The sequence below is a fragment of the Aliivibrio salmonicida LFI1238 genome (assembly GCF_000196495.1).
GTDB classification, from domain to species: Bacteria; Pseudomonadota; Gammaproteobacteria; order Enterobacterales; family Vibrionaceae; genus Aliivibrio; species Aliivibrio salmonicida.
This window is the reverse complement of record NC_011313.1, coordinates 914,718-931,214: the sequence shown is the minus strand read 5'-3', so window position 1 is coordinate 931,214 and position 16,497 is coordinate 914,718. Positions and strand designations below refer to the sequence as shown.

Annotated in this window: 9 protein-coding genes, 4 tRNA genes, 2 rRNA genes and 1 pseudogene; 13 read left to right on the top strand and 3 right to left on the bottom strand. The window is 40.6% G+C overall.

Annotation, left to right across the window (positions count from 1 at the left end; all coding sequences use genetic code 11):
• Nucleotide 1: 1 nt before the first annotated feature.
• From VSAL_RS20425 to VSAL_RS20400, 6 genes and pseudogenes are all read left to right on the top strand, one after another.
• Nucleotides 2-979, top strand: coding sequence for a Gfo/Idh/MocA family protein (locus VSAL_RS20425; RefSeq protein WP_012552116.1), 978 nt, complete (start codon nucleotides 2-4; stop codon nucleotides 977-979).
• 427 nt (nucleotides 980-1,406) lie between these two features.
• Entirely contained in the window at nucleotides 1,407-1,586 is a 180-nt protein-coding gene (locus tag VSAL_RS23590; protein ID WP_044583599.1) for a hypothetical protein, read from the top strand.
• A pseudogene (locus VSAL_RS20415) lies at nucleotides 1,574-2,077 on the top strand (Na+/H+ antiporter NhaC family protein); the annotation flags it as partial. The gene VSAL_RS23590 and the pseudogene VSAL_RS20415, both read left to right, overlap by 13 nt.
• 211 nt (nucleotides 2,078-2,288) lie before the next feature.
• Nucleotides 2,289-2,363: transfer RNA gene (locus VSAL_RS20410), tRNA-Gly, on the top strand.
• 380 nt (nucleotides 2,364-2,743) lie between these two features.
• Entirely contained in the window at nucleotides 2,744-5,077 is a 2,334-nt protein-coding gene (locus VSAL_RS20405) for a Lon protease family protein (RefSeq protein WP_012552115.1), read from the top strand.
• A gap of 189 nt (nucleotides 5,078-5,266) precedes the next feature.
• Nucleotides 5,267-6,505: a hypothetical protein gene (locus tag VSAL_RS20400; protein WP_012552114.1), complete on the top strand. Its 1,239-nt coding sequence runs from the start codon at nucleotides 5,267-5,269 to the stop codon at nucleotides 6,503-6,505.
• Between the two features lie 27 nt (nucleotides 6,506-6,532).
• Here VSAL_RS20400 and VSAL_RS20395 read toward each other — a convergent pair whose 3' ends face one another.
• The 3 genes from VSAL_RS20395 to VSAL_RS20385 form a co-directional block, all read right to left on the bottom strand.
• The gene (locus tag VSAL_RS20395; RefSeq protein WP_012552113.1) at nucleotides 6,533-6,895 is read right to left on the bottom strand and encodes a DOPA 4,5-dioxygenase family protein; all 363 of its coding nucleotides are present in this window, start codon (nucleotides 6,893-6,895) and stop codon (nucleotides 6,533-6,535) included.
• A gap of 189 nt (nucleotides 6,896-7,084) precedes the next feature.
• Nucleotides 7,085-8,116, bottom strand: coding sequence for an L-threonine 3-dehydrogenase (gene tdh, locus VSAL_RS20390; RefSeq protein WP_012552112.1), 1,032 nt, complete (start codon nucleotides 8,114-8,116; stop codon nucleotides 7,085-7,087).
• Nucleotides 8,116-9,312: a glycine C-acetyltransferase gene (locus tag VSAL_RS20385; RefSeq protein WP_012552111.1), complete on the bottom strand. Its 1,197-nt coding sequence runs from the start codon at nucleotides 9,310-9,312 to the stop codon at nucleotides 8,116-8,118. The genes tdh and VSAL_RS20385 overlap by 1 nt, the downstream gene beginning before the upstream one ends.
• A gap of 133 nt (nucleotides 9,313-9,445) precedes the next feature.
• On the opposite strand from VSAL_RS20385, the gene VSAL_RS20380 reads away from it, so the two are divergent.
• The 7 genes from VSAL_RS20380 to VSAL_RS20350 all read left to right on the top strand — a co-directional run bounded on the left by VSAL_RS20380 (nucleotide 9,446) and on the right by VSAL_RS20350 (nucleotide 16,447).
• A complete protein-coding gene (locus VSAL_RS20380; protein WP_044583598.1) occupies nucleotides 9,446-10,345 on the top strand; it encodes a LysR family transcriptional regulator in 900 nt (299 codons plus the stop codon).
• Nucleotides 10,346-10,347: 2 nt separating this feature from the next.
• Nucleotides 10,348-10,725: an AAA family ATPase gene (locus VSAL_RS20375; RefSeq protein ID WP_012552109.1), complete on the top strand. Its 378-nt coding sequence runs from the start codon at nucleotides 10,348-10,350 to the stop codon at nucleotides 10,723-10,725.
• Nucleotides 10,726-11,192: 467 nt separating this feature from the next.
• A 16S ribosomal RNA gene (locus tag VSAL_RS20370) occupies nucleotides 11,193-12,737 on the top strand.
• Nucleotides 12,738-12,823: 86 nt separating this feature from the next.
• A tRNA-Glu gene (locus VSAL_RS20365) sits at nucleotides 12,824-12,899 on the top strand.
• 19 nt (nucleotides 12,900-12,918) lie between these two features.
• A tRNA-Lys gene (locus VSAL_RS20360) sits at nucleotides 12,919-12,994 on the top strand.
• A gap of 61 nt (nucleotides 12,995-13,055) precedes the next feature.
• Nucleotides 13,056-13,131: transfer RNA gene (locus VSAL_RS20355), tRNA-Val, on the top strand.
• A gap of 425 nt (nucleotides 13,132-13,556) precedes the next feature.
• Nucleotides 13,557-16,447 (top strand): 23S ribosomal RNA (locus VSAL_RS20350).
• The 16S and 23S rRNA genes sit together here with 3 tRNA genes alongside, the layout of an rRNA operon.
• Nucleotides 16,448-16,497: the final 50 nt, after the last annotated feature.

Here is a 16,497-nt window from a genome sequence, read left to right as displayed (position 1 = left end):
CATGATTAAACTTGCTGTAATAGGAACAAATTGGATCACTGAGCGATTTCTCGCTGCTGCATTAGAATCGGGTAAATTTGAATTGAAAGCGGTGTATTCTCGTTCGTTAGAACAGGCGAAAACATTTGCAGATAAATTCGGTGTTAATCGTACTTTCGATTCATTAGATGAATTGGCACAAAGCGATGAGGTTGATGCAGTATACATTGCCAGCCCAAACTCTTTTCACGGACCCCAATCGATTCAAATGATGAAGCAGGGCAAACACGTTATTTGTGAAAAGCCAATTGCATCAAATTATGCATTAGCGCAATTGGCTTATCAAACAGCAGTAGAAAATAATGTCGTATTATTTGAAGCGTTTATGTCACCGTATTTACCTAATTTTAAATTGATTAAAGCAGAATTACCAAGCCTTGGTGCAATCCGAAAAGCACACATCACTTATTGTCAATACTCCTCTCGTTATCCTAAATACTTAAATGGTGAAAATCCAAATACATTTAATCCGGTATTTTCTAATGGCTCGATCATGGATATTGGTTTTTATTGTGTAGGGTCTATGATTGAATTATTTGGCGAGCCAACATCGATTCAAGCGCAAGCACACTTATTAGACTCTGGTGTTGATGGTAATGGCAGTATTATTTGTGGATATGAAGGCTTTGATGTAGTCGTGATGCATTCAAAAACCAGCGATTCTTATGTACCTAGTGAGATACAAGGTGAGGATGGGGCTATCTTAGCTGATATGATTTCTATCGGTGAGAAGGTAACTAAAATTACTCGTGGTGGAGAAAGAGAAGACTTAACGGTCGAGCAAAACCCAAATCCTATGTTTTATGAGGCGATTAAGTTTGCAGAACAGGTAGAAGCAAACCAAATGGATAACCAAGCGGTCGAACGTTCTTTATTGATTTCTAAAGTAACCACTGAGATCCGCAAGCAAACAGGAGTCGTTTTCCCTGCGGATAACTAACGAATACACTGAAAAATAGCGTTTATCGCTAAATAAGACACAAAAAAGCCAAATGATGATGAATCATTTGGCTTTTTTTTTATACTTTTTTCTTCCCATTTAGCGTTATAAAGATTGGTTTTTATTGTCTATTTTTAACTTAAAATATCGATTGTAGAAAGAGTGGTAAATAATTGTTATTAAATTGCTTTGTATTGTTTACATCGTTATTTTTTAAATATATAGTCATCAATAGTGAATTTATAGTGAATTTATAGTGAATTTATAGTGAATTTATAGTGAATTTATAGTGAATTTATAGTGAATTTATAGTGAATTTATAGTGAATTTATAGTGAATTTATAGTGAATTTATAGTGAATTTATAGTGAATTTATAGTGAATTTATAGTGAATTTTGTTTTATGCAGTAGCAAAAGGAATATCGTTATGGAACAGACAGACATTAGTTCCCTTATCCCCATTATTATTACGCTCTTTATCTCCCTTACGATGAAAAATGTCGTTGTTGGTTTATTTGCCGGTGTGCTTAGCGGGGTTGCTATGCTGAATGGTTTTTTTACCCACGGAGATCCATTAGAAACGTTTGGTGTAATGGTAAAGAGCTAGGCGCCGCCGCTTATATTGCGGAGCAAGCTCAAAGTGGTTTCCCATACTGGTTGGTACCGGCAGTGGCTTTCTTATTGGCTGCGATTATTTCATTTGCAACAGGCTCTTCTTGGGGGACGTTCGCGATTATGATGCCTTTGGTTATTCCAACCGCTATTGCTATTGATGCGCCATTATTTGTTTGTATTGGTGCCGTGCTATCTGGAGGTTTATTTGGTGATCATTGTTCTCCAATATCTGAAACCACGATCTTGTCATCGACAGGAGCTGGGTGTGATCAGTTTGAACATTTTAAAACACAATTGCCTTATGCGTTATTAAATGGTGCGATTGCATTTGTAAGTTTCATTATTGCAGGGTTAATTGATAGTCCTATCGTATTTATTGTTGCTTTGATTATGCAATTTATCTCAGTGTTTACTTTGGCTAAATGGACTGAAAATAGAGAAAAGAAAGAAATAACGTGTTCAAAAGTGACTGCATCATCATAACAGTTAGAACAATGTAATTGTTACCATGAGTTAAGAGCCGCTTTTTACGCGGCTCTTTTGTTTGAAAGGTATGGTTAACAATGCAATGTTGTATGATAAATGAACTCTTAACGTTCTTTCGTTTAAATATCGAGCAATCAAATAGTTAAGTGAAAGAAATAGCTTTACGAATGAAATTATTATGGCATTATCTATCTCGTCTTCACGATGTGCGTGCATCGTATAATGGCTATTACCTCAGCCTTCCAAGCTGATGATGTGGGTTCGATTCCCACTGCACGCTCCACTCTTCAAGTTTGATCCCCTCTGATTCCAAATCAAAATAAATTTTCAGTCTTTTTGAATAAACATCTAACAGTATTTAAATTCATTTATTCAAGCAGATCATCGATGTATTCGTCTGTCAATGGAATTAACCCAGAAACGACCTTAGAAGCTAATATGCCTTCAGAGCTTATCTGTAATTGAACGTATTTATATTTTAATGATAAGCATTGTTTTCATTAAAGACTAAAATTAATTTTATTATGGTTATTTGATTAACCGATAGGTTTATTTATTTCTTCCAAAATACCTATCAATTCAAATATTTACAGGACAGGTCACTAAAATAGCGATTTTTTCAAACTATACTGGTAAAAATTACTAATAAAAAGAGGTCGCCTTATGTCTACTTTACCTCTCACGCATAAGCAAGTATATCGCTCTGCAAACCTAGATGAGAACACCTGTAAATCTACCAAATATATTACACCTATTGATGAAATTGTTGGTCAGGATAGGGCGCAACAAGCTGTTGAGTTTGCGATGTCTATTCCCGACCGTGGTTATAATATTTATGCCGTTGGTCAAAATGGTCTTGGCAAGAGAACGATGGTCTTACGTTATTTAAAGCGCCATAAACCCGTAGGGAACGGAGTATGTGATTGGTGTTATGTCACTAATTTTGATGATACGCGAAGCCCTAAAATTTTACAGTTACCAGTGGGCAGTGGGTTAAGCTTTAAAAAAGAAATTGAAAAAATAACATTAAAATTTGTTAAAGCAATTCCACTTGCGTTTGACAATGAGCTCTATTACAGCCGAACGGGTATATTAAAAAATCAGTTAGTCGATAAGCAAGAATCATTACTTGAATCGTTGACTAAAGAGGCTAAGAGTAAAGGGATCAGCCTTGCTGTGACAACCCAAGGCGAGTATCAATTTATTGCTATGAATGGCGAAGAATTACATACTGAAGACAGCTTTGATGCGCTAGATAGACAAGAACAACGTCAGCTTGAATCTATTATCGATGAACTGGAAATAAAATTAAGAAGTTTGGTTCGTCAACTGACTGAATGGGAAGATAAATATTCGGATAAGATCGAGAAGTTGAATCAAGAAGTTGTCTCTCAAGTATTAAGTGTTAACTTTGAAGTGATTAAGGTTAAATATCAAGATTCAAAGGTGATCACTCAGCATTTAAAAGACATGGAAAAAGACATTTTAGAAAACTTTGATGTTTTTATTCAAGAAGGTAATGAAGATGCTGAACTTGCTTATGCGTCGTTAGAAAAGAAATTACCACGACGTTATCAAATCAATCTTATTGTTAGTCAAAAGACAGAACAGTTTCCCTTAATCGTTGAGGAAAGTCCTAGCTATCATAATTTGTTTGGTTATATAGAAAATGCAACCTTCAAAGGAACTGTATTTACTGACTTTTCCTTAATTCGCCCTGGTAGTCTTCATAAGGCAAATGGCGGTGTTTTATTAATGGATGCCGTAAAAGTGCTTGAACGCCCTTATGTTTGGGATGGTTTAAAGCGAGCATTGCGTTCTCAAAACCTCAATTTAAGCTCATTAGAAAGGGAGGTAACCCTATCTGGAACGGTTTCTTTAGAACCAGAGCCGATCCCTCTTAATGTGAAAATTATTTTATTTGGTGATTACCAAACGTATCAACTGTTACAGCATTATGATTCTGAATTCAGTGAGCTATTTAAAGTTACGGCTGATTTTGAAGATGATATGCCAAGAACGGATGCTTCTGAGTTTCATTATGCTCAATTTATTTCGAGCATTGTAAATGATGGTAATATGCTGCAATGCGATAAAAGAGCGATAGAACGAATTATTGAATACAGCTCTCGTCAAACGGGAGATCAAAATCGTTTGTCGTTGCACTCTGCGGATATTTCTAATTTATTGAAAGAAACTAACTACATCGCACGAGCTGCGAATTCAAATATGATCCGTTTGAAGCATGTAGAATTGGCTTTATCTAATAAAGAACATCGTGTTAATCGGGTTCAAGATGGGGTTATGCAGAGTTTTGTTAACGGAACTACGTTGATGGAAACCGAAGGCCGTGTGGTAGGGCAGGTTAATGCGTTATCTGTGTTATCTACGTCAAATCATCAATTTGGAATGCCAAATAGAATTACGGCCACAACGTCATTTGGTAAAGGTGAAGTTTTTGATATTGAAAGAAAAGTCGAGTTAGGTGGAAGTATCCATTCTAAAGGTGTGTTGATACTGAGTGCATATCTTGCCTCTCTATTTGGGAGTGAAAAAACGATCCCATTAAAAACGTGTTTAGCATTTGAGCAATCTTACGGTGGTGTTGATGGCGATAGTGCATCGATGGCTGAATTCTGTTCTATTATTTCTGCATTTTCAGGAAAAGGTATAAGACAAGATATCGCTATTACAGGTTCAATGAATCAGTTTGGAGAGGCGCAACCTATCGGTGGAGTAAATGAAAAAATTGAAGGATTTTATCAAGTTTGTAAAATTAAAGGATTAAAAAGCTCTCAAGGGGTCATTATTCCTGAATCTAATGTTCAAAATTTGATGTTAAATACTGAAGTAACTCAAGCCATTGAAAAGGGAACATTTGCTATCTGGCCTGTTAAACGAGTTAACGAAGCTATTGAATTATTAATAGGTGAAATGATTAATACCAAAAGTAATGATGGTATTTATGATATAATTCGTTCTAAATTAAGCGTTTAATCTTTAATTATCAAGAAAGGCATGAGATCAATCTTATGCCTTTTTTTATATTGTTAGTAAGAAGTCTAAACTAATAATTAAAACAGTGATATAATTAAAAAATCAGATAACAATGAAATAAAAAGCGCTTCCTTCAAGGTTTTTTCTCGACTGTAATTTATCTATTTCATATATTGAGGTTTTTACTATATGTACCATCCGCTTTCTCCACGATTGGATTTCGATACGTTTCTTGTCGTTCGTGGTAAAAAAACTTACATAGAAGAAAACTTATTACTACGGGTAAAACCTGTTGATATTAGTGGAACTGAATATTGGATCCCTATCGGTATTAATTGGAATGATGGTCAATCAACGAAAAGACGAAGAATGGAATTTGCACAAGTCCGTTTTGCTCGTAAAGGAAAACCATATTATAGCAAAGCGTATTATGCTGATTTTGATAATGAAGATAATGATGTTGATGCACGTTCTGAAGCAATTATTGAAGCGGCGTGGTCAATAGCAGAGTTGATTGAACAAGAAGAATATGAAACGGCAGATGACGCAAGAAAAACAAAAACCTTTACTGCAAAATCTGTATATCAAGGATTAGATCCTAATATTCAATTAAAAGTATCAATGATAAATGGTACTCCTTACATTAATAGCCATTTTGAACGCCATGAAAATAAGCGTTCTTATCGCTCTCATAATTTCTCACGTAGTTTATATAACATTAATTTTGATGATCTCGGTACTTTCCTAGCAGAGTTAAATGCAATAGGAGAGGTATTAGATACGTATATGAAGACGAATAGTTCTGAAATTGAAAAGTTCAAGCCGAGTAAAACACTAATCACAACACCGCTATCTAGATTTGAAATGCGTGAAATCTGCGATCAACTAATTCAAAAAGCAATGGATAGCAATAAAGTGATGTTTGAAAAAACATGGTTTGAATTTAAAAGAAAACCAAAGAAAATTCAAATGATTGAATCAGAAGATAAATCTGAATTCATTGTAAAAAAAGAACATGCGAAAATAGGTACAAAAATAGAGATTAATAAATTCAAAACATGTACACATCCAGCGCATGTATTGCGTAAAGTTGCCTTGATGAAAGCGAACTACAACTGGGCTAACTTTGAAAGTAAACGTAAAGAAGAATCAGCGAAAGGGAAGTACTTTGTTGCTAAGCATCCATCTTCAGGAATAATCGGAGTCGTTGTTAAACGAAGAGAAGATGAAACAATATTCAAAGGTATTGTTGGCCAAACAGCACGAAGTAGTTATAAATTTAAAGAATTTTCTACTAGAGAAATGGGTGAGAAACTGGCCTTTATTTCAGCGAAGCGTGCGTTTATTGAAAGTCGTGAAAATGAAAAGATGTGGTCTGACTATCATTTTAATAAAGAGTTTTTAGCTTATAAAACCTTTACGATTTAATTAAACCTATAATGAGTATTTAGGTCTTCATTTCTTTTTATAATAAATGAAGACGTGAATACTATTGATGTTGTTTATTAAAATATATTTTCCTAACCACACTGCAGATTCAGTATGATCACGATATTCATCCTCGGTTAAGGGATGGATTAAAATGGACAAATCAGAACGATTCGCCTCCAGCCATTGAAATACCGCTTGATAATCGTCTTTTCTAAAGGAAACTTGGCGACTCCATACTGGATGGGGACCAATCGGTTTTGTGTTTATATTCCCAATCTCAAAACCAAATGCTTGGTATAAGGCTTCTGTTAGAGCAACTGCACAATTAATATTATGTTCATTAAAATAGACGTGAACATGAAACCCGTTATGTTCTGAATTCTTCATACTACTTTCTCTTTTTAATTATATACTACCCAATAGATTGAGATAACTGCGAGTGCGGATTCTATTCATCAGTTTAATATCTACAAGATTATACTTTGAATCTCTTGAGAATAAATAAGCGCGAGTAATATAATAAAGGCCAAACCGAAGTTTAGCCTTTTATCGTTTGTTAGTATCTGTCGTTAGGGATTATTCCCAATCTAAGATTACTTTTCCTGACATTCCTGAACGCATCATATCGAAGCCTGCTTGGAAATCGTCAATTTTGTAGTGGTGCGTAATGATTGGCGTTAGATCTAGGCCTGATTGGATCAAACTTGCCATTTTATACCAAGTTTCAAACATCTCACGACCGTAAATACCTTTGATAACTAAGCCTTTAAAGATGACTTGGTTCCAATCTACTGCCATGTCAGATGGCGGAATTCCTAATAAAGAAATCTTACCACCATGGTTCATGTTGGTTAGCATGCTGTTGAACGCTGATGGATTACCAGACATTTCAAGACCAACATCAAAGCCTTCAGTCATACCAAGATCTGACATTACGTCTTCAAGTTTCTCGTTCATCACGTTTACTGCACGAGTAACGCCCATTTTTCTAGCAAGATCTAAACGGAATTCGTTAACGTCAGTAATTACAACATGGCGAGCACCTACATGTTTTGCAACCGCAGCAGCCATAATACCAATTGGACCAGCACCAGTGATAAGAACGTCTTCACCCACTAAATCAAATGATAGGGCAGTGTGAACCGCATTACCAAATGGGTCAAAGATGGATGCTAGATCATCTGAAATACCTGCAGGGATCTTAAATGCATTGAATGCAGGAATAACTAAGAACTCAGAGAAAGCACCAGTACGGTTAACACCAACACCTGTTGTATTGCGACAAAGGTGGGTACGGCCGCCACGACAGTTACGACAGTGACCACAAGTAATGTGACCTTCGCCAGAAACACGGTCGCCAATCTCAAAACCACGAACTTCTTGGCCAATACCAACAACTTCACCAACATATTCGTGACCTACAACCATAGGGACTGGAATGGTTTTTTGTGACCACTCATCCCAGTTGTAGATATGTACGTCAGTACCACAAATAGCCGTTTTCTTAATACGGATAAGAATATCATTATGACCCATTTCAGGTTTTTCAACCTCGGTCATCCAAATGCCTTCTTCAGGTTTTAGTTTTGAAAGTGCTTTAATTTTCATTATTTGATGATCTCCATGTCTTTACCTACAGCGATAAAGGCATCAATTGCGCGATCTAACTGCTCACGAGAATGAGCCGCTGACATTTGTGTACGAATACGAGCTTGGCCTTTAGGCACCACTGGGAAAGAGAAAGCAACAACGTAGATGCCTTTTTCTAACGCACGCTCTGCGAATTCGGCGGCTAATTTTGCATCGCCTAACATAATTGGGATGATAGCGTGATCAGCTCCGCCCATAGTGAAACCAGCAACTTCCATACGAGTGCGGAAATGTGCAGAGTTTTCCCATAAGTTTGTGCGTAGATCGCCAGATTCAGCCAGTAAATCGAGAACACGAATAGACGCAGAAACAATGGCAGGCGCAACTGAGTTTGAGAATAGGTACGGACGAGAGCGTTGACGTAACCAATCGATCACTTCTTTTTTGCCCGAAGTGTAGCCGCCTGATGCGCCACCCATTGCTTTACCTAGTGTACCTGTGATGATATCAATACGGTCGATAACATTGTGGTGTTCGTGAGTACCTGCGCCATTTTCGCCCATGAAACCAACAGCGTGAGAATCATCAACCATAACAAGTGCATTGTATTTATCGGCTAAATCACAAATAGCAGGAAGGTTAGCAACTACGCCATCCATTGAGAATACGCCGTCTGTAACGATAAGCATATGACGAGCACCCGCTTCTTTCGCGGCAATCAGTTGTTCTTCTAATTCAGTCATGTTGTTATTTGCATAGCGGAAACGCATTGCTTTACAAAGACGAACACCATCAATGATTGATGCGTGATTTAGGGCATCAGAGATGATTGCATCTTCTCTGCCTAAAATAGTTTCGAATAAACCTGCATTTGCATCAAAACATGAGGTGTAAAGAATGGTGTCTTCTTTACCTAAGAAAGTAGAAAGCTTTTCTTCTAGTACTTTATGTGAGTCTTGAGTACCACAAATAAAACGAACAGATGCCATGCCAAAGCCGTGCTCATCCATGCCGTCTTTAGCTGCTTGGATAAGTGCAGGGTGGTTAGCTAATCCTAAGTAGTTGTTTGCACAAAAGTTTAGTACTTCTTGGCCTGTAGAAATAGAAACAGACGCTTTTTGAGCTGAAGTAATGATGCGCTCAGATTTGTATAAACCTTCGCTCTTTACTTCTTCAATTTGATTTTGGATCTGAGTGTAGAATGCAGAAGACATTGTGTTCCCTTCTTTTAGTTATAATTGTTGTACATAAAAAGTGTAATCAAAATCCGATAAATAGATTCTAATTCAAATCAATTACGACTATTATCCCTAAAAATGGAAAAGCATTAGTGAATCATGGTCACAAATAAACTTATTACCCGATCTTGCTACGTATATTGTAGTCGTTAATGAAGGAAGCTTTACGGCTGCAGCTAAAAAACTTGGGGTAACGCCATCTGCGTTGAGTAAGCTAATTACTCGATTAGAAAGTGCGCTATCTGTAAAGTTATTTGAGCGAACAACACGTAGCTTGCTTATTACTGAGTCGGGTAAAAAAATATATCAGCAATCCGTCATTATGGTTGAGGCGGCTCAGCAGGCGATTGATATTTCTAGTTCAGAGCATATTGTGCCGTCTGGAAGCTTAACGGTGGCTGCGCCAAAAGCATTTTTAACCATAGTATTGCAAGCGTTAGTCACGCCTTTTTTAATTAAATATCCTAAGATCCAACTTAAGCTAAGAGCCTCCGATGGTGATATAAATATGATAGCTCAAGGTATTGATGTGGTCTTTCGGTTAACGGATAAACCGACGGAAGGATTAATTATGAAGGAGATAGGGAAGGTTAATTTAAGTTTGTGTGCAAGCCCCTCTTATATAGAAGAGAGAGGGTTGCCTCTTCACCCAAAAGAATTACCTAATCATGATTGTTTGTATTTAGGAGAAACAACAGACCATATATGGGAATTTGTTAAAGGAGAAGAGAGCCACGTAATTGCAGTAACGGGGCGATATGCTGTTAATCACTCTCAAATGAGATTAAACGGAGTGAGAGATGGATTTGGTATTGGGATATTTCCTGATTTTGTAATTAAAGAAGCGTTAGCGAATAACGATGTTGTTCCTGTTCTTTCTGATTGGCAGATAAAAGGAAATTATCATGGTGTTATTGCGATGCAGTATGCACAAAATAAATACATGCCATCAAGAATAAAAGTATTTACTGAGTTTGTAAGACAGAATTTAATGAAAGAGCAGAGCTAGTTATGAATAAATTAGAATTGCGATTATTGAGAGGCTTACCTGGTAGTGGAAAATCAACATTGGCAAAAACATTGGATTTGGTACATATAGAGGCGGATCAGTTTTTTGTGAATGATGATAATGAGTATTGCTTTGAAGGATCATTATTAAGCTCGGCTCATCAATGGTGCCAATCTCAATGTGAATTTAATCTTTATCATGGTAGAAGTGTGGTGGTGGCGAATACGTTTGTTAAGCAGTGGGAAATCGATGCTTATCGGAAAATTGCCCAACAATACGGAGCAGTACTGAATATTGAAGTGTGCAAAGGCCAATTTAAAAGTACGCACAACGTCCCTGAACTAGTAATGAAGAGAATGAAAAAGGATTGGCAAGCTTAGTCGTTGTAAATTATGGCTGTTTTCATATCGATCTGTTTGTTTTTTGAGCGATCGTTTTCTTTGTTTTAAAAAGTACTTGCAACTGCTTTCTAAATCTCTATACTTCGCATCCGTTGTTACAGCAAACCTTTCTTAGCAAGGGTTTACGGTTTCGATGTGAAGTGAAACATTAACGCGAACGGAGTTTTCAAAAGTTGCTTGCAACTTACTTTTAGTAATTGAAATGACACTTCAAACAAAACGAAAGTGAAAGCTTAGTTTTGAGCTCTTTAATAATTAGACCTTAGCAATCTGTGTGGACACTTATAGGTTGATAGTCAAAATAGCTTAACTTATTTATAAGTGAGCAACTATCAATGAACTGAGTGACTACACAAATATATTTATGTAAGAAATCAGTATAAATCATTGAGCCGGTTTTGTTTCTGCCCTCTTTTAATTAAGAAGACAGAGCAACCAAAAAACTTTAATTGAAGAGTTTGATCATGGCTCAGATTGAACGCTGGCGGCAGGCCTAACACATGCAAGTCGAGCGGTAACAGAAAGTAGCTTGCTACTTTGCTGACGAGCGGCGGACGGGTGAGTAATGCCTGGGAATATGCCTTGATGTGGGGGATAACTATTGGAAACGATAGCTAATACCGCATAATGTCTTCGGACCAAAGAGGGGGATCTTCGGATCTCTCGCGTCAAGATTAGCCCAGGTGAGATTAGCTAGTTGGTGAGGTAAGAGCTCACCAAGGCGGCGATCTCTAGCTGGTCTGAGAGGATGATCAGCCACACTGGAACTGAGACACGGTCCAGACTCCTACGGGAGGCAGCAGTGGGGAATATTGCACAATGGGCGAAAGCCTGATGCAGCCATGCCGCGTGTATGAAGAAGGCCTTCGGGTTGTAAAGTACTTTCAGTCGTGAGGAAGGGTGTGCAGTTAATAGCTGTACATCTTGACGTTAGCGACAGAAGAAGCACCGGCTAACTCCGTGCCAGCAGCCGCGGTAATACGGAGGGTGCGAGCGTTAATCGGAATTACTGGGCGTAAAGCGCATGCAGGTGGTTCATTAAGTCAGATGTGAAAGCCCGGGGCTCAACCTCGGAACCGCATTTGAAACTGGTGAACTAGAGTGCTGTAGAGGGGGGTAGAATTTCAGGTGTAGCGGTGAAATGCGTAGAGATCTGAAGGAATACCAGTGGCGAAGGCGGCCCCCTGGACAGACACTGACACTCAGATGCGAAAGCGTGGGGAGCAAACAGGATTAGATACCCTGGTAGTCCACGCCGTAAACGATGTCTACTTGGAGGTTGTGGCCTTGAGCCGTGGCTTTCGGAGCTAACGCGTTAAGTAGACCGCCTGGGGAGTACGGTCGCAAGATTAAAACTCAAATGAATTGACGGGGGCCCGCACAAGCGGTGGAGCATGTGGTTTAATTCGATGCAACGCGAAGAACCTTACCTACTCTTGACATCTACAGAATTCGCTAGAGATAGCTTAGTGCCTTCGGGAACTGTAAGACAGGTGCTGCATGGCTGTCGTCAGCTCGTGTTGTGAAATGTTGGGTTAAGTCCCGCAACGAGCGCAACCCTTATCCTTGTTTGCCAGCACGTAATGGTGGGAACTCCAGGGAGACTGCCGGTGATAAACCGGAGGAAGGTGGGGACGACGTCAAGTCATCATGGCCCTTACGAGTAGGGCTACACACGTGCTACAATGGCGCATACAGAGGGCTGCAAGCTAGCGATAGTGAGCGAATCCCAAAAAGTGCGTCGTAGTCCGGATCGGAGTCTGCAACTCGACTCCGTGAAGTCGGAATCGCTAGTAATCGTGAATCAGAATGTCACGGTGAATACGTTCTCGGGCCTTGTACACACCGCCCGTCACACCATGGGAGTGGGCTGCAAAAGAAGTGGGTAGTTTAACCTTTCGGGGAGGACGCTCACCACTTTGTGGTTCATGACTGGGGTGAAGTCGTAACAAGGTAGCCCTAGGGGAACCTGGGGCTGGATCACCTCCTTAACGATAGATTACGATTTATGAGTGTTCACACAGATTGCCAAGGTTGAAAATTAAAGAGAAAAGAAGGTGTTTAACACCTTCGCCGTGTCCCGTTCGTCTAGAGGCCTAGGACACCGCCCTTTCACGGCGGTAACAGGGGTTCGACTCCCCTACGGGATACCACTTCTTTATGAAGTACAAAGGGTCGTTAGCTCAGTTGGTAGAGCAGTTGACTTTTAATCAATTGGTCGCAGGTTCGAATCCTGCACGACCCACCATTCTTTCCACTGAGAATGGGTTTATTTCTGATAGAGTTAGGAATGAATTGAAATACTATGTGGGCGATTAGCTCAGTTGGGAGAGCACCTCCCTTACAAGGAGGGGGTCACTGGTTCGAGCCCGGTATCGCCCACCATTTCATATGGATATACTCTTTAAAGATTTTTGGAAGGATTCCAAACCAGTTCAAGACATTGACTTAGGTTCGGATTTTTTTGTCTGAGAATGCTTAAAAAGTATTTTGTCATTTATAAATTAAATGGCGTTATATTGCTCTTTAACAATTTGGAAAGCTGACTGATTTAGCTTAATTTATTTTTACTTTTTAAAAGTAAAACAAAACAGCTCAGGCTGTAATTAAGTTAAATCAAAATTTAAAAGTTCTTAATATCTTTTGTTTATCTTTAGATAAACAAATTAAAAACACATTCAAGTGTTCTTGTATTTTGAATCCGGCGAAAAACCAGAACTCTCAATGAAGAGTTCAACCTTGGTTGCTGTTTTGTCTTCATTTTTGAAAAGTGAAAGCAAACGTCCATACGAAACCTCTTGGGGTTGTATGGTTAAGTGACTAAGCGTACACGGTGGATGCCTTGGCAGTCAGAGGCGATGAAAGACGTATTAACTTGCGATAAGCCCAGATTAGGTAGTAAAAACCTTTTGAGTCTGGGATTTCTGAATGGGGAAACCCACTAGCATAAGCTAGTATCGCTGCGTGAATACATAGCGCAGCGAAGCAAACCGGGAGAACTGAAACATCTAAGTACCCCGAGGAAGAGAAATCAACCGAGATCCCGAAAGTAGCGGCGAGCGAAATTGGGTTAGCCCTTAAGTTGTTAATGAGACAGGTGAAGCCTCTGGAAAGTGGCGCGATACAAGGTGATAGCCCTGTAACCGACATCTCATCATCAGTGAAAACGAGTAAGGCGGGACACGTGATATCCTGTCTGAATATGGGGGGACCATCCTCCAAGGCTAAATACTACTGACTGACCGATAGTGAACCAGTACCGTGAGGGAAAGGCGAAAAGAACCCCTGTGAGGGGAGTGAAATAGAACCTGAAACCGTGTACGTACAAGCAGTAGGAGCATACTTGTTATGTGACTGCGTACCTTTTGTATAATGGGTCAGCGACTTATATTCAGTGGCAAGGTTAACCGTTTAGGGGAGCCGTAGGGAAACCGAGTCTTAACTGGGCGTTCAGTCTCTGGATATAGACCCGAAACCAAGTGATCTAGCCATGGGCAGGTTGAAGGTTGAGTAACATCAACTGGAGGACCGAACCGACTAATGTTGAAAAATTAGCGGATGACTTGTGGCTAGGGGTGAAAGGCCAATCAAACTTGGAGATAGCTGGTTCTCCCCGAAATCTATTTAGGTAGAGCCTCGGACGAATACTACTGGGGGTAGAGCACTGTTAAGGCTAGGGGGTCATCCCGACTTACCAACCCTTTGCAAACTCCGAATACCAGTAAGTAATATCCGGGAGACACACGGCGGGTGCTAACGTCCGTCGTGAAGAGGGAAACAACCCAGACCGCCAGCTAAGGTCCCAAAGTTATAGCTAAGTGGGAAACGATGTGGGAAGGCTCAGACAGCCAGGATGTTGGCTTAGAAGCAGCCATCATTTAAAGAAAGCGTAATAGCTCACTGGTCGAGTCGGCCTGCGCGGAAGATGTAACGGGGCTAAGCTATACACCGAAGCTGCGGCAGTGCAATTTATTGTGCTGGGTAGGGGAGCGTTCTGTAAGCCGTTGAAGGTGTGCTGTAAGGCATGCTGGAGGTATCAGAAGTGCGAATGCTGACATGAGTAACGATAAAGGGGGTGAAAAACCCCCTCGCCGGAAGACCAAGGGTTCCTGTCCAACGTTAATCGGGGCAGGGTAAGTCGACCCCTAAGGCGAGGCCGAAAGGCGTAGTCGATGGGAAACGGGTTAATATTCCCGTACTTCTTATAATTGCGATGGGGGGACGGAGAAGGCTAGGTAGGCTTGGCGACGGTCGTCCAAGTTCAAGTGCGTAGGCTAAGAGTTTAGGTAAATCCGGACTCTTGTTAGGCTGAGACACGATGTCGAGCACCTACGGGTGTGAAGCTATTGATGCCATGCTTCCAGGAAAAGCCTCTAAGCTTCAGGTTATAAGAAATCGTACCCCAAACCGACACAGGTGGTCGAGTAGAGAATACTAAGGCGCTTGAGAGAACTCGGGTGAAGGAACTAGGCAAAATGGTACCGTAACTTCGGGAGAAGGTACGCTCCTAGCGGTGATGAGACTTGCTCTCTAAGCTGCCGGGAGTCGCAGATACCAGGTGGCTGCAACTGTTTATTAAAAACATAGCACTGTGCTAAATCGTAAGATGACGTATACGGTGTGACGCCTGCCCGGTGCTTGAAGGTTAATTGATGGGGTTAGACTTCGGTCGAAGCTCTTGATCGAAGCCCAAGTAAACGGCGGCCGTAACTATAACGGTCCTAAGGTAGCGAAATTCCTTGTCGGGTAAGTTCCGACCTGCACGAATGGCGTAATGATGGCCACGCTGTCTCCACCCGAGACTCAGTGAAATTGAAATCGCTGTGAAGATGCAGTGTACCCGCGGCTAGACGGAAAGACCCCGTGAACCTTTACTACAGCTTGGCACTGAACATTGACCCTACATGTGTAGGATAGGTGGGAGCCTTTGAAGCAAGTACGCTAGTATTTGTGGAGGCAATCTTGAAATACCACCCTTGTATGCTTGATGTTCTAACGTTGGCCCCTTATCGGGGTTGCGGACAGTGCCTGGTGGGTAGTTTGACTGGGGCGGTCTCCTCCCAAAGAGTAACGGAGGAGCACGAAGGTGGGCTAAACACGGTTGGACATCGTGTGGTTAGTGCAATGGCATAAGCCCGCTTGACTGCGAGAATGACAATTCGAGCAGGTACGAAAGTAGGTCATAGTGATCCGGTGGTTCTGAATGGAAGGGCCATCGCTCAACGGATAAAAGGTACTCCGGGGATAACAGGCTGATACCGCCCAAGAGTTCATATCGACGGCGGTGTTTGGCACCTCGATGTCGGCTCATCACATCCTGGGGCTGAAGTCGGTCCCAAGGGTATGGCTGTTCGCCATTTAAAGTGGTACGCGAGCTGGGTTTAGAACGTCGTGAGACAGTTCGGTCCCTATCTGCCGTGGGCGTTGGATGATTGAAAGGGGCTGCTCCTAGTACGAGAGGACCGGAGTGGACGAACCTCTGGTGTTCGGGTTGTTACGCCAGTAGCATTGCCCGGTAGCTAAGTTCGGGATCGATAAACGCTGAAAGCATCTAAGCGTGAAGCGAGCCTTGAGATGAGTCATCCCTGATACTTTAAGTATCCTAAAGGGTTGTTGAAGACTACGACGTTGATAGGCAGGGTGTGTAAGTGCTGCGAGGCATTGAGCTAACCTGTACTAATTGCCCGTGAGGCTTAACCATACAACACCCAAGGGGTTTTGAACGGATTTAAGATAGCAAGAAACAGATTG